General features: G+C 48.8%; 21 protein-coding genes. 15 read left to right on the top strand and 6 right to left on the bottom strand.

Translation table 11 applies throughout. The annotated features are described in order from the left end of the window. From J0A67_RS13365 to J0A67_RS13350, 4 genes are all read left to right on the top strand, one after another. Complete coding sequence (locus J0A67_RS13365; protein ID WP_206569869.1) at positions 1-516, top strand: hypothetical protein; 516 nt, start codon at positions 1-3, stop codon at positions 514-516. Between the two features lie 14 nt (positions 517-530). Continuing rightward, entirely contained in the window at positions 531-1,013 is a 483-nt protein-coding gene (locus tag J0A67_RS13360) for a hypothetical protein (protein ID WP_206569868.1), read from the top strand. Positions 1,014-1,018: 5 nt separating this feature from the next. After that, on the top strand, positions 1,019-1,777 hold the full coding sequence (locus J0A67_RS13355) for a YoaK family protein (protein WP_206569867.1): 759 nt from the start codon (positions 1,019-1,021) through the stop codon (positions 1,775-1,777). 84 nt (positions 1,778-1,861) lie between these two features. Next, entirely contained in the window at positions 1,862-2,881 is a 1,020-nt protein-coding gene (locus tag J0A67_RS13350; protein ID WP_206569866.1) for a DNA topoisomerase IB, read from the top strand. A gap of 59 nt (positions 2,882-2,940) precedes the next feature. Here the strand turns inward: J0A67_RS13350 and J0A67_RS13345 are convergent, their stop codons facing one another. Further along, on the bottom strand, positions 2,941-3,921 hold the full coding sequence (locus J0A67_RS13345) for a GlxA family transcriptional regulator (RefSeq protein ID WP_206569865.1): 981 nt from the start codon (positions 3,919-3,921) through the stop codon (positions 2,941-2,943). A gap of 119 nt (positions 3,922-4,040) precedes the next feature. On the opposite strand from J0A67_RS13345, the gene J0A67_RS23230 reads away from it, so the two are divergent. Both J0A67_RS23230 and J0A67_RS13335 read left to right on the top strand, forming a co-directional pair. Next, a complete protein-coding gene (locus J0A67_RS23230) occupies positions 4,041-4,916 on the top strand; it encodes an SRPBCC family protein (RefSeq protein WP_206569864.1) in 876 nt (291 codons plus the stop codon). An 11-nt stretch (positions 4,917-4,927) separates the two neighbouring features. Then, on the top strand, positions 4,928-5,764 hold the full coding sequence (locus J0A67_RS13335) for a VOC family protein (protein ID WP_206569863.1): 837 nt from the start codon (positions 4,928-4,930) through the stop codon (positions 5,762-5,764). A 141-nt stretch (positions 5,765-5,905) separates the two neighbouring features. Here the strand turns inward: J0A67_RS13335 and J0A67_RS13330 are convergent, their stop codons facing one another. Together J0A67_RS13330 and prmC are read right to left on the bottom strand one after the other, a co-directional pair. Continuing rightward, on the bottom strand, positions 5,906-6,295 hold the full coding sequence (locus tag J0A67_RS13330) for a DoxX family protein (protein WP_206569862.1): 390 nt from the start codon (positions 6,293-6,295) through the stop codon (positions 5,906-5,908). A gap of 70 nt (positions 6,296-6,365) precedes the next feature. Beyond that, on the bottom strand, positions 6,366-7,208 hold the full coding sequence (prmC, locus tag J0A67_RS13325) for a peptide chain release factor N(5)-glutamine methyltransferase (protein ID WP_206569861.1): 843 nt from the start codon (positions 7,206-7,208) through the stop codon (positions 6,366-6,368). A gap of 108 nt (positions 7,209-7,316) precedes the next feature. Between prmC and J0A67_RS13320 the strand changes: the two genes are divergently transcribed. Both J0A67_RS13320 and guaB read left to right on the top strand, forming a co-directional pair. After that, entirely contained in the window at positions 7,317-8,510 is a 1,194-nt protein-coding gene (locus J0A67_RS13320; RefSeq protein ID WP_206569860.1) for an RsmB/NOP family class I SAM-dependent RNA methyltransferase, read from the top strand. A 238-nt stretch (positions 8,511-8,748) separates the two neighbouring features. Then, a complete protein-coding gene (gene guaB / locus J0A67_RS13315; RefSeq protein WP_206569859.1) occupies positions 8,749-10,227 on the top strand; it encodes an IMP dehydrogenase in 1,479 nt (492 codons plus the stop codon). A 60-nt stretch (positions 10,228-10,287) separates the two neighbouring features. On the opposite strand, the gene J0A67_RS13310 is transcribed toward guaB, so the two are convergent. Together J0A67_RS13310 and J0A67_RS13305 are read right to left on the bottom strand one after the other, a co-directional pair. Further along, positions 10,288-11,265 (bottom strand): YpdA family putative bacillithiol disulfide reductase, encoded by a 978-nt coding sequence (locus tag J0A67_RS13310; RefSeq protein ID WP_206569858.1) that lies wholly within the window; start codon positions 11,263-11,265, stop codon positions 10,288-10,290. A gap of 3 nt (positions 11,266-11,268) precedes the next feature. Then, entirely contained in the window at positions 11,269-12,024 is a 756-nt protein-coding gene (locus J0A67_RS13305) for an NRDE family protein (RefSeq protein WP_206569857.1), read from the bottom strand. Positions 12,025-12,216: 192 nt separating this feature from the next. On the opposite strand from J0A67_RS13305, the gene J0A67_RS13300 reads away from it, so the two are divergent. Both J0A67_RS13300 and J0A67_RS13295 read left to right on the top strand, forming a co-directional pair. Further along, positions 12,217-12,591 (top strand): BlaI/MecI/CopY family transcriptional regulator, encoded by a 375-nt coding sequence (locus tag J0A67_RS13300; RefSeq protein WP_206569856.1) that lies wholly within the window; start codon positions 12,217-12,219, stop codon positions 12,589-12,591. After that, positions 12,588-14,603 carry a M56 family metallopeptidase gene (locus tag J0A67_RS13295; RefSeq protein ID WP_206569855.1) on the top strand — a complete coding sequence of 672 codons (2,016 nt, stop codon included), beginning with the start codon at positions 12,588-12,590 and terminating at the stop codon, positions 14,601-14,603. Before J0A67_RS13300 ends, J0A67_RS13295 begins: the two co-directional genes overlap by 4 nt. Before the next feature lie 64 nt (positions 14,604-14,667). Here the strand turns inward: J0A67_RS13295 and J0A67_RS13290 are convergent, their stop codons facing one another. Further along, the gene (locus tag J0A67_RS13290; protein WP_241265189.1) at positions 14,668-15,783 is read right to left on the bottom strand and encodes a porin; all 1,116 of its coding nucleotides are present in this window, start codon (positions 15,781-15,783) and stop codon (positions 14,668-14,670) included. A gap of 549 nt (positions 15,784-16,332) precedes the next feature. On the opposite strand from J0A67_RS13290, the gene mraZ reads away from it, so the two are divergent. The 5 genes from mraZ to J0A67_RS13265 are packed head-to-tail and all read left to right on the top strand — an operon-like array spanning position 16,333 to position 21,632. Next, a complete protein-coding gene (gene mraZ / locus J0A67_RS13285) occupies positions 16,333-16,767 on the top strand; it encodes a division/cell wall cluster transcriptional repressor MraZ (RefSeq protein WP_206569853.1) in 435 nt (144 codons plus the stop codon). Between the two features lie 4 nt (positions 16,768-16,771). After that, complete coding sequence (gene rsmH / locus J0A67_RS13280; protein WP_206569852.1) at positions 16,772-17,683, top strand: 16S rRNA (cytosine(1402)-N(4))-methyltransferase RsmH; 912 nt, start codon at positions 16,772-16,774, stop codon at positions 17,681-17,683. Next, complete coding sequence (locus J0A67_RS13275) at positions 17,680-18,063, top strand: FtsL-like putative cell division protein (RefSeq protein ID WP_206569851.1); 384 nt, start codon at positions 17,680-17,682, stop codon at positions 18,061-18,063. The genes rsmH and J0A67_RS13275 overlap by 4 nt, the downstream gene beginning before the upstream one ends. Continuing rightward, on the top strand, positions 18,060-20,168 hold the full coding sequence (locus J0A67_RS13270; protein ID WP_206569850.1) for a PASTA domain-containing penicillin-binding protein: 2,109 nt from the start codon (positions 18,060-18,062) through the stop codon (positions 20,166-20,168). The genes J0A67_RS13275 and J0A67_RS13270 overlap by 4 nt, the downstream gene beginning before the upstream one ends. Then, positions 20,169-21,632 carry a UDP-N-acetylmuramoyl-L-alanyl-D-glutamate--2,6-diaminopimelate ligase gene (locus J0A67_RS13265; RefSeq protein WP_206569849.1) on the top strand — a complete coding sequence of 488 codons (1,464 nt, stop codon included), beginning with the start codon at positions 20,169-20,171 and terminating at the stop codon, positions 21,630-21,632.

The raw sequence follows: 21,632 nt of genomic DNA, 5'->3' as shown, positions 1-21,632 counted from the left end.
ATGGCAAAGACTATACTAATTCCGACGGATTTCACCGTAAGATCGCTGAATCTCGTCAAGATCGCACTTCAGAAAAACTACCAATCGCAGGAAAAGCTGCGGATTATTTTGGTACACGGCATCATGGCCCCCACGTCGATCACTGAGCTGCTCTTTTATTCCAAAGCAAAAGAGCTGGAAGAACTTGAAAATGCGGAGTTTCAGGCAAGCTGCAAATTGCTACTGGGGAAATTCGACGAGAAAATCGAAAGGATGACGATCGACCTTTTCAGTGGATTCAACCAGTCCGCTTTCGAAAACTACCTGGATGCAAACCATGTCGACGAAGCCTACATACCGGCCAATTACAAACTGAAGCTGACTTCCCGCTCCAGTTTTGACCTAATTCCCTTTTTCTCCAAAAGCAAGCTTCCGTTGACTAGGATCGATCTGGAAGGGCTCTCCTCTTCCGCTAGCGAAGAGAGGGAGGATGCCTTGGCTGCGCTTTTTTTTACACAAGGGCAAATCGCCCGCTGAAAATGTAGAGAGGTATGAAAGCCAGATTCCTCTATCCCACGGTCTTTTTGGCTGTCTCTAGCATGTATTTCTTCATGCTTTCCCTTCAGCAGGGGCCAGAGTCCCGCATAGTCGGGGAATGGAAAGAGGTATCATGGGAATATGAGAAAGTCGACAGTCTGATACACCGTGGGCCGGACTACCTACTTGCCGACCATATCGGACGACTTACTGACCATATCAAAAGCCAGATCGCCAAAAGCCTGATCGTACACGAGGCTGAAGTCTGGAAGTTTGGAACGGACGAAACTTTACAGATGCTGGGAGACAGCTTGGCCAGGGAAACCCGCTGGAAACTCAAGGGCCGCGGGAATATCCTGCAGATTAGTGGGGCGGACAGCCAGACCGAACACTATAAAATTCAGGAGCTCACTCCCACTAGGATGGTTCTGCATTTTAATACCGACATGCAGGTCAGGGGAATAGTAAAAATCACTTTTGAACGAATAAACGCTTGACGGCGATGATAAAGAGATACAGAGACAGAACGAATCGCGAAAATATTCAGCTGGGTGTCCTGACGGCCTTTTCGGCGGGCATGGTGAACGTGATCTCGGTGATCATTTTCTTCGCTTTCACTTCCAATATCACTGGCCACTTTGCCATCCTGGCGGAGGAGATCTCCAAGGGAAATTGGTATCAGGTATTGGTGGTATTTGGATGGATATCCTTGTTTTTTCTGGGCAACTTCACCGCCAACCTGATCGTCATCAACTTTAACAAAACCAACGCTTATCTCGCCCATTCCCTGCCCATCGTCCTGGAGATTATATGCTTGTTGACGGTTGGGACTTATACTCAATTTTACTATAGGGAGACTTTGCTGGAGACCGAGCTCATGGTCAGCCTTATGCTTTTTGCCATGGGACTTCAAAACGGACTGACAGCCACCATTTCCAATGCTGCAGTCAAGACCACCCACCTTACTGGTCTGACGACCGACTTGGGGATACTCACATCGATGTTTACCCAAAAAGAATATCGGGATCGGCCTGAGCTCCGGGACAAGATGAGGTTGCTGCTATCCATCATGGTCTCCTATGTCGTCGGAGGCGTGAGCGCTGGACTCATCTACCTGACCATCAACTACAACGTGTTCTACATCGTTTGCCTCTTTTTGTTCATCGTGATCGGCTATGATTTTTACCGGATCGAAATGGCAGATTACCTGGCGAAGAAACAGCCTTTCTATCGTAAGACGCTCAAAAACCAAGCGGCCTGAGTGTGGACAAACCACCAGCAGCCATCGTTGCAGTCATCTGTGTACACTTTTTGAATTCCACAGAGAGATACAACATACTGTTCGATGTCTGAATGTCCTGAAACTCTAGTCTATGTCGGGGAGGGTTATCCCGGGTTCTTTCGCAAAAAGTCAGGAAGGGCCTTTGTCTACTTGGATAAGAAAGGTGAAAAAATCGGCAAAAAGCGGGTTTTGGAACGTATCCAGAAGCTCGTGATTCCTCCGATGTGGAAAAATGTATGGGTCTGCAAAAGTCCCAAAGGACACTTGCAGGCTACCGGATTTGACGAGAGGGGACGCAAGCAATACCTCTACCATCCCGACTATGTCCGCTACCGCCAAGAATCCAAATATGGAAAAATGGCTGAGTTTGGGAAAATACTTCCCCAAATTCGAAAAGCACTTGAATCGGACCTACGCAAGCGGGGCTGGCCAAGAGAGAAAATCCTAGCCCTAGTTGTGATGATGCTCGATGAATATTACGTCCGTATCGGTAACAAATGCTATCAGCGCGAAAACAAAACCTACGGCTTGACTACGCTAAGGAGAAAGCATCTCGTCCAAGAGAATGGCAAACTGCACCTCCGCTACAAAGCAAAGAGCGGTAAGGACAGAAAGATAAAAGTCGAGAGTAAAAGGCTTATCAGGCTTATCAAGCAAATGTCCGAACTCCCGGGCTACGAAGTTTTCAAATACCAGGGGAAAGACGGAGCCTACCACTGCGTCGGATCCAAAGATGTAAACCAGTATCTCCTGGAGATCGCAGGCATGCCGTTTACGGCCAAGGACTTCAGAACCTGGGGTGGAACCGTCCTGGCCATAGATCATTATGAGGAAAGCCTTGAAGTCATCAGGGAATTTCCCAAGAGAAAGCTGGAGCCGACCATAGTCAAAAAGGTCGCGGAAGTGCTGGGCAATACCGTTGCCGTCTGTCGTCAGTATTATATCCATCCCAGAGTGATGCAGGTGCTGCTTGATGGCGAGCTTGCCCACTATCAAAAGCTCAAGTTGAAGAGTGTTGACGATCCAGACGAACTCTCGGAAAACGAGCAGACCGTTCTAAAAATCCTGGGGAAAAAACCTTAGCAAGATTGGCGATGGTTTTTAGAAATTGCTAGATCTGTCTTCCGTCCTCGGCATTTGGCTCAGTTCAGCCTCACCAGCTTGTTGTACTTGTTACGGTATTCGTTTGGTGTGAGGCCGGTGATTTTTTTGAAGACGGTGCGGAAGGCCTTTGAGTCCGAGTAGCCTACATCCCACATGACCTCATTGATATTTTTGAGGCTGGTCTCAAAGCTGCGCTTGGCAGCTTCGATTTTGACGCGCTGCACATATTCCAACACAGAATTGTTGGTGACTCGCTTGAAGCGCCTTTCAAAGCTTCGCCGCCCAACAGCCACCTCATCCGCCAGGTCTTCGACCGAGATACGTTCCGAAAATCGGTGCTCGATGATCTCTTGGGCCTTTCTGATTTCAGGGTCTGGATGTTCCTTTTGTCCCCGGAAAATCGCAAATGCCGACTGTGTGTCTCGGTCGATATCAATGGCGAAATACTTGGAGAGCAAAATAGCCATTTCACGATCCACGTATTTTTCGACAAGGTGAAGCAATAGGTTCCAATAAGAATTGGCGCCTCCGCTGGAGTAGATGCCCGCTTCCTCTGTCACAATGCTCCCATCGAGCACTTGGACCAAGGGAAACTGGCTGCGAAACTGGTCTATAAAGCCCCAGTGGGTTGAGCAACGTTTACCGTCCAACATGCCTGTGGAGGCGAGGAAAAATGCGCCGACGCAGAGGGAAGCAATCTCGGCACCGGCTTCGTATTGCTGCCTCAGCCATGGGGCAAAGGGACCATTGGTTGCGATCGCCAAATCAAAATCACCAAATAGCGGAGGGATGATGATCAAGTCCGCGTCTCCGGCATCCTCAAGCGTGCACTCTGGATTCAGGACAAAACCCGGGAATCCTGGGCGAACCTCGCGGTGAAGCCCAAGCAGCTTGACGTCAAAGGCTGGCTCCTGTCCGCTTAGGGTCAAAAAATGATTGACAGTATTGAAGCAATACTGCGCTCCCGCAATTGCTTGAACCACACTGCCCTCCATGGCCAATATTCTTATCTTTCTCATTCGTCCAATTTATAAAAACTTGTCGCAAAAGCCCCTTTCCTTGTCAGGTTTCACCCAATTCTTTCACCCGAACTTAGTTAAGTTTGTATAGTATGAAAAACCCAAAACGCACAATCACTATGACTACCAAGCCAGCAACAAAAATCACAGTTTCCGCAGAAATCGCCGCACCTGTCAATCAGGTATGGACAGCGTACAATTCTCCCAAGCATATCGTAAAATGGAATTGCGCTTCGCCAGACTGGCATTCCCCGTCAGCAAAAAACGAATTGGAGCCCGGCGGAAGCTTTTCCTATCGCATGGAAGCTAAGGATGGTTCCATGGGTTTTGATTTCGAGGGGGTCTTTCAAAAAGTGCAGCCCAACGAACTGCTAAGCTACGTGATGGGAGATGGGCGAGAAGCAGAGGTGGAGTTCATCGACCAAGGCGGAAGTACACGAGTCAATGTGACGTTTGACGCTGAGCAGACAAACTCCGAAGAAATGCAGCGCGATGGCTGGCAATCCATCCTAGACAACTTCAAAAAATATGTGGAAGGCTTCCAGCATGATTCCATGCATTTTGAAATAGAGATCGATGCACCGGTTTCCAAGGTGTTTGAGCTTATGCTGGCAGACGAATCTTACCGAGACTGGACTACGGCCTTCAATCCGGGATCCTACTATAAAGGTGACTGGACCAAGGGTTCCAAGATTCTTTTCCTCGGTCCAGGTGATGATGGAAAGGAAGGCGGCATGGTCGCTAAAATCGCCGATCGTGTCAATGACAAGTATATCTCCATCGAGCATTACGGCTTGTATGCGGATGGACAGGAAATCACTTCTGGCCCCGAAGTGGAGGCTTTTGCAGGAGCCACTGAAAATTACAGTTTCGTTGATCAGGGAGACAGGACGCTGCTCAAGGTGGATATGGAGTCTGCCGGAGAATACAAGGAAATGTTTGAGAAGATGTGGCCCAAAGCGCTAAAGCGGCTTAAGGAAATCTGCGAACACTAAACCCCGCCAATATGAAATCCCTCTATCCCTGCATTTGGATGGCCGACCAAGCCAAAGAGGCAGCCCAGTTTTATTGCTCGGTGTTTCCAGATGCCAAAATCGAAGATGAGAATCCCATGGTGTCCCTGTGGTCATCCGGGGGCGAAAAGTTCATGTGCCTAAACGGAGGACCGAAATTCCAGCCCAATCCGAGTATTTCCATTTACTCCATTTTTCCAGATGAAAAAGAACTGGAGCGCATCTGGCAAAAGCTGAGCGATGGAGGAATGGTGATGATGCCCTTGGACAGCTATCCCTGGTCCAAAAAGTATGGCTGGGTGCAGGATAAATTCGGCGTGAGCTGGCAGCTGGAAAGCAATGTGCCCGAGGGGATCAGGCAGCGGTACGTCCCTGCGCTGATGTTTACCGGGGAGCAGTTTGGTAGAGCGGAGGAGGCATTGGCGTTTTACACGTCTACTTTTCCAGACTCATCCACTCGGTTTATATCCCGGTATGGAAACGACGCTGGAGACCAGGAAGGGAAGATCAACCATGCGCAGTTTTTGCTGAATGGGCAGTTGTTTGCGGCGATGGATAGCTCCTTTAGTCACCAGTTTGGTTTTACCGAGGGCATGTCCCTGGTTATTCCCTGCGACAGCCAGGAGGAGATAGATTTCTTTTGGAAAAAGCTGACTGAAGACGGGGAGGAAAGTATGTGTGGCTGGGTCAAGGACAAGTTTGGGGTCAGCTGGCAGATTGTTCCCACGGTACTCCCAGACTTGATCTCTGATCCGGAAAAGGGACAGCGAGTCGTTGAAGCTTTTCTAAAAATGAAAAAGTTTGACATAAAGGCCCTCGAAAATGCCTAAAGGAAGAGGCTGTCTCAAAAGGCCTGATTGTGTCAGCCTGAGCACTGGGGCTACGGGAGTAAGGCCATTTACAGAAAATATAGCCGCATTTCGACTTCGCTCAATGTGACAAACATCAGTTATGAGACAGCCTCTTTTTGGTTAGCGCTTCTTGAGATTGTCAAGCGAGTAGGCTCCACCGCCAGTCAGCAGCAAGCTGATGAAGACTACGCAGAATAGGAGGGGCAATTCTTTTCTTCCAAAGGGATCATCCCAATGTGCGTAAAATGCCGCGGTCAGCATAGTCAGTATTATTGGAATCGAGGCAAGTCGGGTCTTGAATCCGAGTATTACCAAGATCGAGCATATTCCTTCGGCAAATGCCGCCATTGCCAGGGAGATTTCCGGCCCCAGTCCAAAGGGATCGGCAAATTTGATTTCGTTTCCGCTGAAGAATCGCATGATTTTGGGAATGCCATGGGTGAGCATCATAGCGCCTGCTCCCAGGCGTAGGATGAGCAAAGCAAGGTCTGATCGGACGTCAGTTTTCATGAGGATAGCAATTGGTTTGAGATAAAACTACCAAGGGATCTGATCTCTTCCCAGAAATTTTACACCAGAATCAGGAGAGCATGGCCATACACATGCGGTTTTTTCCATTCAGGTCTTGGACGACCCTCGCGTTTGTGTAGCCCAAATTCTCCAAAAGCTCCTTGACCGCCCTTCCTTGGGATTCGTGGATTTCAAAATAGATTTTCCCATGGGGAACCAGTAGTTGCTTCCCTTTCTCAGCTATAACCCGATAAAAAAGCAAGGGGTCTTCATCGGGTACAAACAATGCACTCCACGGCTCGTGCGCGAGGACATTTTGATGCATTTTGCTTTTGTCCGACTCCAATACGTAAGGTGGGTTGGATACTAAAATGTCTACGTTGGCAAACGCGGGCATCTGGGATAGAATGTCGCAAAGCTCAAAACTGACTCTTGCCCCCAGGTCCCTGGCATTGTCTTTTGCAACTTGCAGGGCAGGCTTCGAAAAATCCAGTCCATGAACCGTAGGATGATCCATCTCCAAGAATAGACTGATAGGTATGCAGCCGGTTCCGGTTCCAATGTCGAGAATTCTGAGTCCCGGAGCCCTGTTTTCTTTGATGATAAGATGAACGAGCTCTTCTGTCTCATTGCGGGGGATGAGGGTGTCACGCGTCACGGCAAACTCCCGTCCATAAAACGGCGCTTTTCCCAGGATGTATTGGATCGGTTCGCCGGTTTTCAATCTTTCCAGATCTTGATATAATTTCGCGGGGAGATCTTCTTCGTCAAAAGATCTGAAACTATCGGCTCTTCTGATGCCAATGTGATATTCCAATAGCCATTCCACGAGGTTACTGGCTTCCTGCTCCGGATAGAGCTCGAGTAGTTGGAGAGTCAGTTTTTTTGAAAAGTCCTGTACTGAGATTGGCATGCGCAAAGGTAAGCAGGGGAAGGGATTTGGCCCCGTGGCGGCGGCCTTTTCCTGCGAAAAGCTATTCCTCGACAAATCCCCTTACCTTTGCGGGGAGAATTTCTTCCCATGAAGCTACATAACAATACCATCCGCGGCGTACATACCGCACTTGAAGCTATTTTTGAAGACGGTCAATACGCAGACAAAGTGATCGAGCGTACATTGAAATCCAATCCCAAATGGGGTGCGAGGGATCGGTCTTTTATCGCCGAGACCACCTACGAAATGGTGCGCTGGTGGAGGTTGATCAACCATTTGAGCCCGTCCAAGGACTATTGGGATTTGTTTGGGACCTATTGGCTGATGCAAGGGAATGCGCTGCCGGACTGGGAGGAGTTTGCACGGATAAATCCCGAGAAACTGAAGGGGAAATACGAGTCCATCACCGATCCCGCCTTGTTGGAATCCATACCTGACTGGCTTCAGAAGCTGGGAGAGGCAGAATTGGGAGGAAAATGGGCATCTGAGATCCACGCGCTCAATGAAGAAGCCGAAGTAGTTTTAAGGGTAAATACGCTAAAGACCACCCGGGAAAGGCTTAAAAACCAGCTTGCTGAGGATGGGATCGATACTTATCTGGCCAAAGGCTATCCCGATGCGTTGATCTTGGAAGAGCGACAAAACGTTTTTCGCAATCCCGCATTTAAGGCTGGGCTATTTGAAGTTCAAGATGCAAGCTCACAGCTGGTGGCATCGGCATTGGCGGTAGAGCCGGGCATGCGAGTGATCGATGCCTGTGCAGGTGCCGGAGGGAAGTCACTTCATTTGGCAGCTTTGATGGAAAACAAGGGAAAAGTCATCTCCATGGATGTGGAGGAGTGGAAGCTCCAGCAGGCAAAGCTCCGGGCGAGACGAAACGGCGTTTCCATTTTCGAACCCAAAGTCATCGAAGGCACCAAAACCATCAAGCGCCTGAAAGAGTCCGCTGATCGGCTGTTGCTTGACGTGCCTTGCTCTGGGCTGGGTGTGCTGCGCAGAAATCCAGACACCAAATGGAAACTAAGTCTCGAATCCATCGAAAAGGTAAGACAGACTCAGCAGGAAATACTTCAGAGTTACCCCTCCATGCTGAAGCCGGGTGGGCAAATGGTGTATGCGACCTGTAGTATTCTGCCCTCTGAAAACGAACTCCAGATTCAGAAATTTCTCGGCAGCGAGGCCGGCAAGAGCTTTGAGCTGATCGAGGACAAAAAAGTCCTTGCCCAGGAAAGCGGCTTTGATGGATTTTACATTGCCCGCCTGAAAAAGAAATCAGAGTGATGTGCGTCTAACAATCCGCCGTCTTTTAAGGCCAGTCCAAAGCTTTCAAGCTGATTAGTCTTTTCCAAAAGGCGTTGGACTGATTTGTTGTTTTTGGGTATTGGTTCCAAAACATATTTTAAAACTAAGAGCAGAGGAACGTCGTTTCCACATTTATTTTTGTTTTTTGCTGGCATGGCATAGATTTTTGTTTGTACCTTTGACGGGCAAATAGGGTTACCTATAACCAATATTTGCCATGAATCGAAACTCCTCGAAGTTCCTCTACGAAGCCCTCACCTACGATGATGTGCTTCTCGTCCCGGGTTATTCCGAAGTGCTCCCACGCGAGACCAACACTTCCACCCAACTTACCAAAAAAATCAGATTGAACATTCCACTCGTGTCAGCAGCGATGGATACCGTCACTGAGGCAGAGTTGGCCATTGCCATCGCCTTGGAAGGTGGTCTCGGTTTTATCCACAAGAATATGTCGATAGAGAAGCAGGCTGCTCAAGTCAGAAAAGTGAAGCGCTCTCAGGCCGGGATGATTCTTGATCCGATTACCCTTCACATTGATTCCAAAGTTCGCGATGCTGAGACTATCATGAGGGAATATCACATCGGGGGGATTCCAGTGGTCGACGGAGACAAAGTCTTGAAAGGAATCATCACCAACCGTGACTTAAGATTTATCAAGGACCAAAACCGTCTGATTCGTGAAATCATGACCAAGGATAATCTGATTACGGCCAAGTCCGGGATTTCCTTGGAGCAGGCCGAAGAGATCCTACAAGAGTATAAGATAGAAAAGCTTCCCATCGTCGATGACGAAAACAAGCTTACGGGTCTCATCACCTACAAGGATATTCTGAAAAGAAGAGACAAACCCCATGCATGCAAGGATGAATATGGCCGTCTGAGAGTTGGAGCGGCGGTAGGAGTGACAGCTGATATCGTGGAGCGAGTGGAAGCTTTGAAAAACGCCGGTGTCGACGTGGTATCCATCGATACGGCGCACGGGCACTCCAAGGGGGTGATCGAAACTTGCAAAAGAATCAAAGCGGCATTTCCTGATCTGGAAGTGATCGTAGGAAATATTGCTACTCCGGAAGCGGCGACCGCGCTGGCAGATGCTGGTGCCGATGCTGTGAAAGTGGGAGTAGGCCCGGGCTCGATTTGTACTACCCGCGTTATTGCTGGTGTCGGAGTGCCACAACTCTCTGCTGTTTTTGAGTGTGCTGAGGCACTGAAAGATCGCGGTGTGCCGGTGATCGCCGATGGTGGGATTCGTTATTCAGGGGATTTGGTAAAAGCCATTGCCGCTGGCGGAAGCTCCATCATGATTGGATCTCTTTTGGCAGGAACGGAAGAAGCTCCCGGGGAAATGATCATTTTCGAAGGAAGAAAATTCAAATCTTACCGAGGCATGGGCTCACTGGAAGCAATGGAATCTGGCTCCAAAGACCGGTACTTCCAAGATGCCGAGGACAACATCAAAAAATTGGTGCCAGAGGGAATCGTGGGACGAGTGCCCTACAAAGGTTTGGTCTCCGAAGTGCTTTATCAACTGGTCGGCGGGCTTCAGGCCGGCATGGGCTACTGTGGTACCAAGACCATTGAAGATCTTCAAACGAACGGTAAATTCGTGAAAATCACTACAGCCGGGGTGAAAGAGTCGCACCCTCACGACGTGAGCGTGACTAGGGAAGCTCCTAACTATAGCTTGAAATCATAAAAAATTAAAACCGGCCGAGGCCGGTTTTTTTATGCAGTTTAGCGGAGCCAATTGCTTTTGTCAATCCCGATTGGACTTTTTGAGAATATCTTTGACGATTGACTCGGCATGCGCAATGCTGTTTTCGATGAAGAATTCCCGGGTGTTCAATCCCCCGCAGACTACTCCCGCAAGGTAGACTCCAGGGACGTTCGATTCCTGATTAGCTTGGTCGTAGCAGGGCTGCCGCTTCTCGTCCAAGCTCATTTCCACCCCCAGCTGATTCAATAGGGCGAAATTGGGTTTGTATCCCGTCATGGCCAGCACCCAATCGTTTTCAATACTGACATCTCCCGCGGAAGTGGCGATGACCACTTCTTTCTCTCGTATTTCCTTGACCTTTGATCGCGTGAAAGCTTGGATCGAGCCTTCTTTGATTCTATTGATGATATCAGGGCGAACCCAGTATTTTACATTTTCATCCACTTCGTCACCCAGGAGTACCATGCTTACCTCAGCGCCTTTTCTCCAGCATTCCAGCGCAGCGTCCACAGCGGAATTTGCCCCGCCTACTACCAGTATTTTTTGGCCGATGAATGGCCAGGGTTCTTTGTAGTAGTGCAGCACTTTGGGAAGGTTTTCTCCAGGGACATCCATCAGATTGGGAAGGTCATAGAATCCCGTTGCGAGCACGATATTTCTGCTTTTGTAGTCTGATTTTGATGTTTTGATTTCAAAAATGTCCTCTGTCTTTTGGAGAGTTTTTACCTCTTCGTACAGGTTCACCTTCAATTTGTAATGGAGGTACACACGGCGGTAGTACTCCAGGGCCTCGGTACGGGTAGGCTTCACGCCAATGGACATAAAGGGAATGTCGGCCATCTCCAGTCGGTCAGAAGTGGAGAAGAAGGTCATGTTGACGGGGTAGTTAAAGATGGAATTCGTAAGGGCACCCTTTTCCAAGATAAGGTAGTCCAAGCCGGCCTTTCCTGCTTCTATTCCGCAGGCCAAGCCAATCGGTCCCCCGCCGATGATGATGAGGTCGTGTATTTTTTGCATAGGTTAGGTTTGAAAGCTGAAAGAAATGTCACGGTATTTTTCTTGATTCCAGTCAAAACTCCGCTCCTTTAGCTGGGTAAATCCGCTTTGGTCTCTTAAAACAGATGTGGCCGAAACAGTTCCATAACCAGGCTCCATTCGGATAAATTGCGCTGAAAGCTGCTGCTCCATGGCTGTGCTTACGCCTGTTTTAGGGAGCTTTTCCAAGGGGAATGTTTCATTGGACTTCAGGATTGAGAGGAGGGCGTCCGCGTCCGGATCTGCTTTTCGAAGGTTCGCCATTTGTTTAGCGGCAAGTTTCGATTTAGGCCATGGAGCATCGATCAAGCCATTGGAAACGGCGTAAATCCCCGGCTGAAGCTCCATCGGATCCGGGCCATAGTTGCTGTAGTAATGCAGTTTTTTCCCGTCCGAGAGTATCAGGTTGAATCCATCATAGCGTTCTCTATCCGACACTACACGGTCTAGGTAGTTTTCGGGTGAAAGCGACTCTTGCAAAAAGTCAAGAACCAACCTCCCCCGGCTGATCTCCGGAATCCTTGGATGGAGAAAGTCCCGATAATTTGTCAAGAGGGCCCATTTTCCGTCTGGATGAAAACCCATCCAAGTGCCGCCGCCACGGAGATCTTTGCCAGCATAGATGCCGTTTTCCCAGCGGTGCAGGGGCGAGGTGGGACGATCAAAAAATTCATCCCGATTGGCTGAAATAAGAAGTGGGTACTCCGGATGGGATCTCCACGACAAGGCGACAAGACACATAGGCTTAAAGTTAATCAAGATGGCCTTTATTGATGGAGAGAGAAATGATCAGAGGAGAGTTTTTGATGATAGGATTATTAAAGTGCAGAAAACCAGCGCTTAACATTTTTTAATACGATAATTGTCGTACTTATTTTGAAATTACGATTCGCTTCGTATAACTTTGGTACGAAAGCTATCGTAAGTACTGACATGAGCAAGCCAACAGAAGCAGAATTGGAGATTTTGACTCTTTTATGGGAAATGAAAGAAGCAAGTGTCCGCCAGATTCACGAGAAATTGTCCGAGTCCAAGGAGACCGGTTATACGACCACCCTTAAAATCATGCAAATCATGCACGCCAAGGGAATGGTCTATCGGGATGAAGAAAACCGCTCGCATATCTACCGGCCCGCGACAAATCAAAAAGACACTCAAAACTCGCTTTTGAAAAATCTGGTGAGCACCGCTTTCGGAGGCTCCTCCAAAAGCTTGGTGATGCAGGCCTTGGGTCAAGAGAATCCTTCCAAGGATGAAATCGACGAAATACGCGCATTTTTAGATCAACTTGAAAACAAATCCAAATGAAAATTTTGATTGACTGGATTCCGGATAATCTACTCCAGGCTTTGGGCTGGACCTTGGTGCATTCCCTGTGGCAACTAGTGGTCATTGCGGGTCTACTTTGGCTCGTGCTCAAAATCATGCATCGGAGTAGGCCTGCCGTCAAGTATGGCTTGGCAGTGGGGGCTTTGGTACTTTCGTTGATAGTCTCGTCGGCGACCTTCATCTATGAATATCAGCCAGACGATGAGTTGACGGCGCTTAGCTCAGTTGCCGATACCTCCGTTTTCTGGGAGAGTTCTGCTTTGCTCAAAGCCGAGGCTGGGATCGAAACCGGAGTAGACCGCGCCATCTATTGGATAGAGCAGAATATTCCATTGCTCGTCAACTTGTGGGTTTTGGGCGCGATGCTCTTTATGTTTCGATTGGTTAACAGCCTTTCCGAGATCCGCGGACTCCGCAAATCTTCCAGTCTTGTCGATGATTTTCAGATCCAAAAGATAGTATATCGTCTGGCTGGAAAGATGGGTATAAGTGCAGAGGTACAGTTGCGGATGAGCTCCTTCGGGGTGTCGCCGTTGACCTTTGGTACACTGAAGCCTGTCATCCTGTTTCCTGCCGGCTTGCTTTTCCAGCTTTCCCCCGAGCAATTGGAGGCCATCATTGCGCATGAGTTGGCGCATGTGAAACGCAATGACTACATCGCCAACTTGCTGCTTTCTGGTCTAGAGGTGCTTTTCTTCTTTCACCCGTGCTATTGGTGGATAAACAATGCCGTGAAAGAGCTACGGGAAAATGCCGCTGACGACCTGGTGTTGAAAACCGGAGTCGAACCCAAGTCACTCGCAAACAGCCTCGCTGAAGTACTCAATTTCGCAAAGCAAAATCCTCCTGAACTCGCTATGGCTGCCGGGAAACACCGGAACCCTACCCTGCAACGAATCAAAAGGATCCTAGGCTATCCTTCCCAAAACTATCCGCAAACCCCTATTATTTCTATCCCTATGCTACTTACCCTATTTCTCAGCGTTGGCCTGATGGCAAGTGCCCAGCAGGACGCTCCCAAGCAGGTCGGTCCGATCACCCCTAAAGCACCGGTGGCCGCCATCCAGCAAACCTTTCCCGACCCTGTGGCACCACAGGATACGGTCGTCAAAAAACCGGCAGAGCCAAAAGCGAAAGCCCCCGATTTTGTCTACGGCAACCACGTCGTCACGGACGAAACTGGCCAGGCATACCGAATCAGCGGCGACTTGTTGATATCAAATGGCGATACAATCGTAATGAGCGACAAAACCAAAGCTGCTTTGGATAAACTTCGGACTTTTGACTCCGAAAACATGCCGCATTTCGACGTTCCGCCGGCACCGATTTTTCCTGTGGACATGGAGCTTGCCCCTCTGCCTGCTTTCGATTTCACTGTGGATATGCCGGTCATGGCGGTGATGCCAGTGATACCAGCTTTCGAAATGAACGACATAGTTTTCCCTATGCCAGAGATGGATGTCGATTTTGCATTTGAGTATGACATGGCCCCTTTCCCTGCCTGGGAAGACACTACTAAAATGACGAAGGAGGAAAAGCAGAAATGGGCCAAGGATATGGAGCTGAGAGCGAAAGAATGGGAGACGAAATTTGAAAAGGAATTCGCTCCAAAAGTGAAGGAATTTGAACTCAAGATGGAGGAGTGGGAAGCGGCCAATGGTCCCAAAATGAAAGAATTTGAGGAGAAAATGAAGGTATGGCAAGAAGCCAACGGCCCCAAGATGAAGGAATTTGAACTGAAGATGGAAGAGTGGCAAGCCGCCAATGAGCCAAAAATGAAAGAGTTCGAAGAAAAAATGAAAGCTTGGCAAGAGGCTCAAGGACCGAAAATGAAGGAGTTTGAGCTAAAGATGAAAGAATGGGAGGAAGCCCAAAAGCCCAAGATGGAAGAGTTTCAGCGGAAGATGGAAGTTTGGCAAAAAGAACACGAGGCTAAAATGGAGGAGTTTCAGAAGCTGCTCAAAGAAGACTTGAAAAAAGACAAGAATTAATAATTGTGTGTTGATGCTCCAAAAAGACCTGCCCTTTAGGCAGGTTTTTTTATACCAATCGGCATTAAAACGAAACGTCATATTGCACGCGAATGCGTGTTTCATCATCTTGAGTTAAGCTTTTGTCCCTGAATTCAAACCGGGTCAGCTCTACCGTAAGTTTGTTTTTGTGTCCGACAAAAAAGTAGTTGAATGCCACCGCAAACTCATTTTGTTGGTTTTCGATGATGCTCAGATCTGGCCGATATTGGGCATAACGGGATGCTACTTCAAGTTTTTCCGGCCAGAAATCCAATAGTTCATGCATGAAGTATCCAGCTTGGAAGTAGTATCCACCAAGGTCAGTCGTGACATTTGTTGGGTTGTTGACAATGTATTTTCTGTGAAACTCTGAGGCCCATGAGAATCCTTTGAAATTAAAAGCTGTTTCGATTTGAAATTGGTTGACGGTATACTGCCCCGGGAGTCCGCCCTCATAGCCTTCGAGAGATCCCCCGCCTGATTGTGAGAAGCGAGTATAGGGGCTGGTGTTGGTCACTGCTGCTATTGCCAAACTAGCCGCCGGCCTTTGGGAAAGCTCCAAATCTCCTCCTTCGAAGGGAACTTCCCTCCCGAGAAAATTCCACTGTACTCTACCAAAGTACATTAGTTTTGAGTCGTCATTGCTAGTGGCGCCTCGGCCACTTCCAGTGAGTATGGCTACCCAATAGTTGAAATTTGCAATGCCTTCTCCAGCGAGGTTGCCGTATAGAGTCAGTCCCTGCTGCCTATCTAGGGTAAAGGCTCTGTTAATCAATGAGCGGTCGACCATTTGCTGCTCGCCAGAGCTAATGAACCGCTCTCTAGTAAACTCGACTTTCCACTGTCCAAATTTGAAGTTAAGCCACCGCCACTTTTCGATCATGATCCTAAAGTCCAGTAGGTTGCTTTGCGCCAATTCGTACTCGAAATAGTATTTCAGCCAGGGTTTATAGGCATGTCCTCCAATCTTGAGGCGAGCGCGGTTGATTTTGAAAAGTCGCGTGTTTTGATCGGTGAAGTCATCGAATGTCACTGGGTTTTGGTCGTCTGGAGAGGCAAACCTAAACTGGAGACGACCTGCAAACTGTAATAAGAAATCACCATCCGAAGTCATGAACTCAAAGCCTTTGGAGGTATGGTGAATCGAGGATTGCCGCATTACGGTGTCTCGCTGGTTTTGGGCTAAAGAAGACAGGGAAATATTAAAAACGAAAAGAAGAAAAATAGGAAGGTGCTTGCACATCGCTTGTTCGAAACAGTTTTTTCAAAGATATAAAAGTGCCAGAATTCTATCTTCTCCCTAGGACCGTCCGCTCTCAAAAGTCACGAAGTAGGATATGCGACTTACGTTTTCGTTGCTTTTTCCATAGTCGCCTCCCTTGTTTTTCACGTCGTAACGATTTTGGGCAGAGTTCATTCAGATGGCCGGCTGCCTGGCGGCGGAACGTACGCATTTGAACTAAAAAAACCTTGGATCAAACCTGCCCAAATAGGCTTCTGGGAGGCTTTTTTGTGAATTGGAAGGCGAGAGATAAACGTCTGAGAGTCAACAAAAATTTCTTTGAATTTTTCCAAATTCTATTGGGATGGACGGATCTTTTGGCTACTTTTAATTCAAAGTGGGAAAAAGTGGGAGAAAGTGGGAGAAAGTGAAATCGATTTTCTACTTTTGTCTTTACGGTAAACTCTATCCAATCGAGTCCAAATTATGTTCAACAGTCAGTACGACGCAAAGCTGGATCCCAAGGGACGACTGGTTTTGCCCTCCAAGATCAAGGGGGCAATTCCTGAAGCCAACGGCACGACTTTGATGCTGCGGATGGCTGAAAACAGGTGCTTGGCCTTGTATCCTATGGTAGAGTATAAGAAGCTCGAGAGTCAGATTAAGTCCTTGAACATCAACAATGCCGAGCAGCGATTGCTTCAGCGGTCTTTTTTTAGCTCAATCGTCGAGGTGGAATTGGACAGCACGGGAAGATTGTTGATTCCTAAGCTCTACCAAACCTATGCCAGTTTGGATAAGGATGTAGTAGTGGTGGGCATGGGAGTTCGAATAGAACTTTGGAACCCTAGTAAGTATCTGGAGAATGTCATTTTGGATCCTGAGGTGATATCCGCCCAGATGGAAAAACTTCTCTCGTAAAGCCATGACAGAGTCTGTGTACCATATCCCAGTGATGCTCGCTCAATGCACTGAAGCTTTGGCTATTGATCCCAACGGGGTCTATGTCGATGTGACTTTTGGGGGCGGAGGGCATTCGAGGGAGATCTTGAAGCATTTGGACAAGGGGCATCTTTATGGGTTTGACCAAGACGAGGACGCGTTGGCCAATGTGCCCAAAGACGATCGCTTTACGATTGTCCAGGCAAATTTCCGGGATATCAAGCGCTATCTCCGGCTGTATGGTGTCAAGCAAGTCGATGGTATTTTGGCCGATCTGGGCATTTCTTCGCACCAGATCGATGAGCCCGGAAGGGGCTTTTCTACCCGCTTCAGTGGCAATCTGGATATGAGGATGAACCAATCCTCAGAGCTTTCAGCCAAGGACGTGCTGAACACTTATGAGGAATCAAAACTCCACAAGATTCTCGGGATCTATGGGGAAGTCAAAAATGCGAAGACCTTGGCCAAGGCCATCGTGGCGGAGCGTGCATTCAAGCCTTTTGAGACCACCGAGGGCTTCACGGCTTTCCTAAAGCAGTTTGCACCCAAGGGCAAAGACTTTAAGTACTACGCCCAGGTCTTTCAGGCTTTGAGGATCGAAGTGAATGATGAGATGGGGGCACTAGAAGAGATGCTGCTGAGCGCGGTGGAGCTTCTGAAGCCGGGAGGCAGGTTGGTGGTGATGAGTTACCATAGTCTGGAAGATCGGCTGGTAAAAAATCTGATCGCGAAGGGGAAGTTTCAGGGCGAGGTGGAAAAGGACTTCTATGGCAATCTGATCCGTCCATTGGAGCCCGTGTCGAGAGGGGCGATCGTCGCCGACGAGGCTGAAGTCGCTTCCAATCCGCGAGCAAGAAGTGCAAAGTTGAGAATAGCAGAAAGAACAGGGAAATGAGTCAGAACACGTTCAAGAAAAAACTGAAGGCCGGCAGTGCTCCCAAGAGCGGTGCCGGAAAAACCGTTTTCACCTGGATCGAGGAAAAGCTTGACGTAAAGGGGATTTTGGGTGAAGGAGTACCAGTACAGCTGGTACCGCCTATTGGTTTTCTGGCACTATTGGCGCTGATCTATATCTACAGCAACCATCGGGCTGAAAATATGACCCGGAAAATAGAAAAGGCCCAACAGGAAGTGGAGGATCTCCGTGCGGATGTCACCACCCTGGAGGCAGAATACATGCAGAGTAGCATGCAGTCCGAAGTGGCCAAGCGTGTGGCCAAGCTGGATATCCAAGAATTGAACCAACCGCCGATCAAAATCGAGGTAGAAAAGTGAATATCAAACGCTCCATAGTGCTCCGTGTAAGGGTGGTCTTCATCCTGATTGCCTTGGTTGCCTGTGCGATTCCGTATAAGATCGCCGTAGTGCAGCTCAAGGAAGGGGATAAGTGGCGCGCAAAAGCGGAGCAGGTAAACTTCCAGTTTCGTGAAGTGCCTGCCACCCGGGGAAATATCTATGCGGCTGACGGAAGTCTTTTGGCGACGAGTTTGCCTTTTTATCGGGTCGCGATAGATCCGACTATGGCCAAGGATGCCAAGTTTAAGGCTGGCATAGATTCGCTATCCAAGAAACTTTCTGCCTTTTACAAAGACAAGTCTGCAACCGCCTACAAGCGTATGATTCAGGACGCACGGGGGGACAAGAAACGCTACCTCATCCTGAACCGAAAGCAGATTGGCTACCAGGACATGCAGAAAATGACCTCTTGGCCGATTTTCCGTGAAGGGCGATTGGGCGGGGGAGTAATCTTCGAAAAAGTTGAAAAAAGATACCGACCCTTCAATTCCCTAGCCAGCCGAACGGTAGGGTTTTTAAATGAAGACGACTACGGGGCAGGGATCGAATACAGCTTCAACAACTACCTGAAAGGAAAAGACGGGAAGGCACTTTTTCAAAGACTGGCAGGCGGAAGCTGGAAGCCAGTCTTCGACGCGGAAGACATCAAGCCGGATAATGGCTACGACGTATTCACGACTTTGGATGTGAATATCCAAGACGTTGCAGAGACGGCGCTGAGAAGACAGTTGACCAATCGGGAGGCAGCGTTTGGATCGGTGATCGTGATGGAAGTAAAGACCGGCCACATCAAGGCCATGGCAAACCTACAGCGCAACAAGAGTGGAGTTGGCTATTCCGAGAGCTACAACTATGCCGTGGGTGACATCGGAAGCACCGAGCCAGGCTCGACTTTCAAACTGCTGTCTATGCTGGCACTGTTGGAGGAAAACAAGATCAGCCTGAACGAAAAAATCGAAACCGGAAATGGTGCTCATCGATTCTACAACCAAACCATGTATGACGCCAAAAACGGCGGTTTTGGTACCATAACGATCCGGGAGGCATTTGAGAAGTCGTCCAATGTCGCCATCTCCAAACTGGTGGATATGCACTTTGGCTCCAGTCCATCCAAATTTATGGCCTACATGGACAAGGTTGGTTTGGCGGAGCCTTTCCAACTCCAATTGGCAGGCGAGGGCAAGCCCTTTTTCAAAAAACCGGGGACAAAGACTTGGTATGGAACCTCCCTCCCGTGGATTTCCATAGGCTATGAATCCAAACTCAATCCCATCCATACACTTGCCTTCTACAATGCCGTGGCAAATGACGGTGTGATGATGAAGCCGATATTCGTGAAGGCGGTGGGAAGGGGAAACATTGAAGTGGAGACCTTCGAGCCCGAGGTTTTGCGTGAGAAGATTGCCTCTGAAAAGACGATAGGACAGTTGAAGGAACTGCTTGAAGGAGTGGTGACTCGCGGTACAGCCAAAAATATCCTGAACGACAATTACCAAATCGCCGGTAAGACCGGAACTGCCCAGAAGATAGTCAACGGACGATATACCGAAACCTACTATACGAGTTTTGCCGGTTACTTCCCGGCAGATCGGCCCAAATACAGCATGATCGTCGTGATAGACAGCCCCAATGGCTTTGCGGCTTATGGCGGAGACGTTTCGGCTCCAGTATTCAAGGAGATCGCGGATAGAATTTATGCCTTGGACATGGAACTGAATCCCGTGGATCAGTCCAAGATTTTCCTTGCTGAAAACCAAAACACCAAAATGCCCCACATCGGTGCGGGCAAGGGGGAAGAACTTCAGGGGATTTTCGAGACGCTGGGTCTTTCGGTCGACAGCCCCACGGCTGAGGACTGGGTGATGCCTGCCAAGATTGCGGAGAGGTTTGAGTTGAAGGTCAACGATACGGACAAGGCCGTGGTGCCGGATGTCTTTGGAATGCCCCTGCGGGACGCCCTTTTTATCTTGGAAAACAAGGGTCTGAAAGTAATCTACAAAGGCAAAGGGAAAGTGCTCGAGCAGTCGCTAGCCCCCGGCAGCCAGCTTGGCAAAAATGCAACGATAAACTTGGTATTGGGATAGATGAAAGTGCTCAAGGACATATTGTACAAAGTTTCGCTCACTTCGACCATGGGAGACATGGAGCGCGAGGTTAACGGAATAGTCTTTGACAGCCGAAAAGTCGAGGCTGGATCCGCCTTTGTCGCAGTAGCGGGTACCCAAGTGGATGGGCACGAGTTCATCGCCGCGGCTCTGGAAAAAGGAGCGACGGTGATCGTATGTGAAAAGCTTCCCGAAGCCATCCAAGAAGAAATCACCTATGTACAGGTGGTGGATTCTGCCAAAGCCTTGGGAATCATCGCTTCCAACTTTTTTGATAATCCTTCAGAAAAAATCAAGGTAGTCGCCGTGACCGGTACCAACGGCAAAACGACCACCGTGACGCTGCTACACCAGCTCTTCGTCGCCATGGGCTACAGCACAGGATTGCTTTCCACGGTCGAAAACAAGATCAACGAAGTTGTTATCCCAGCCACCCATACCACTCCTGATGCGGTGAGTGTGCAGGCATTGCTTCGCAAGATGGTAGACCAAGGCTGCACGCATTGTTTTATGGAAGCGAGCTCCCATGCCATCGTGCAGGAGCGGATTGCAGGACTGAAGCTAGCGGGAGCCGTGTTTACCAACATCACCCACGATCACCTTGACTATCACGGGACATTTGACGAGTACATCAAAGCCAAGAAGAAACTCTTCGACGAGCTTTCCAAGGATGCTTTCGCTCTGGTGAATGGCGATGACAAGCGTGGCATGGTGATGTTGCAAAACTGTAAAGCTGTCCACCAAACCTTCGCATTGAAGTCGGCGGCTGATTTCAAAGGCAAAATCATCTCCAATACACTCGAGGGTTTGGAACTGGAGATCAACAACAAGTTGATCTGGTTTAGGATGATTGGAGCCTTTAACGCTTACAATCTCCTAGGAGTACTCGGCGTAGCCGTGCTTTTGGGAGAGGACGAAGACGAAGTACTCCGGATGCTTTCCGGTATCAGGGGAGCAAAAGGACGCTTTGACCGGATCGCCATCGGAGGAATCATAGCGATTGTGGACTATGCCCACACGCCTGATGCGCTGGACAATGTGCTTAAAACCATCAACGGCGTGCGCAACGGAAACGAGCAATTAATCACCGTGGTAGGCTGCGGGGGAAACCGGGACAAAACTAAGCGTCCCGTCATGGCAAAGATTGCTGTCAGCGAGAGCACCAAAGCCATTTTTACCTCGGACAATCCGCGCTTCGAAGAACCCATGGATATCCTGCGGGACATGCAGGCGGGGATAGGACCGACTGATTTGAGAAAAACCCTGACCATAGAAGATCGGCGAGAAGCCATCAAGACCGCGGTGATGCTTTCTAAAAAGGGAGACATTATCCTGATCGCAGGAAAGGGACATGAAGACTACCAGGATATCAAAGGAGTAAAACACCACTTCGACGATGCCGAGGTAGTGACAGAGATTTTAGAACAAATGACCGAAAACTGA

This window comes from Algoriphagus aestuariicola, from assembly GCF_017254835.1.
GTDB classification, from domain to species: domain Bacteria; phylum Bacteroidota; class Bacteroidia; order Cytophagales; family Cyclobacteriaceae; genus Algoriphagus; species Algoriphagus aestuariicola.
Note: the sequence above shows the minus strand (reverse complement) of the source record. Positions and strands in the feature narration are given on the sequence as shown.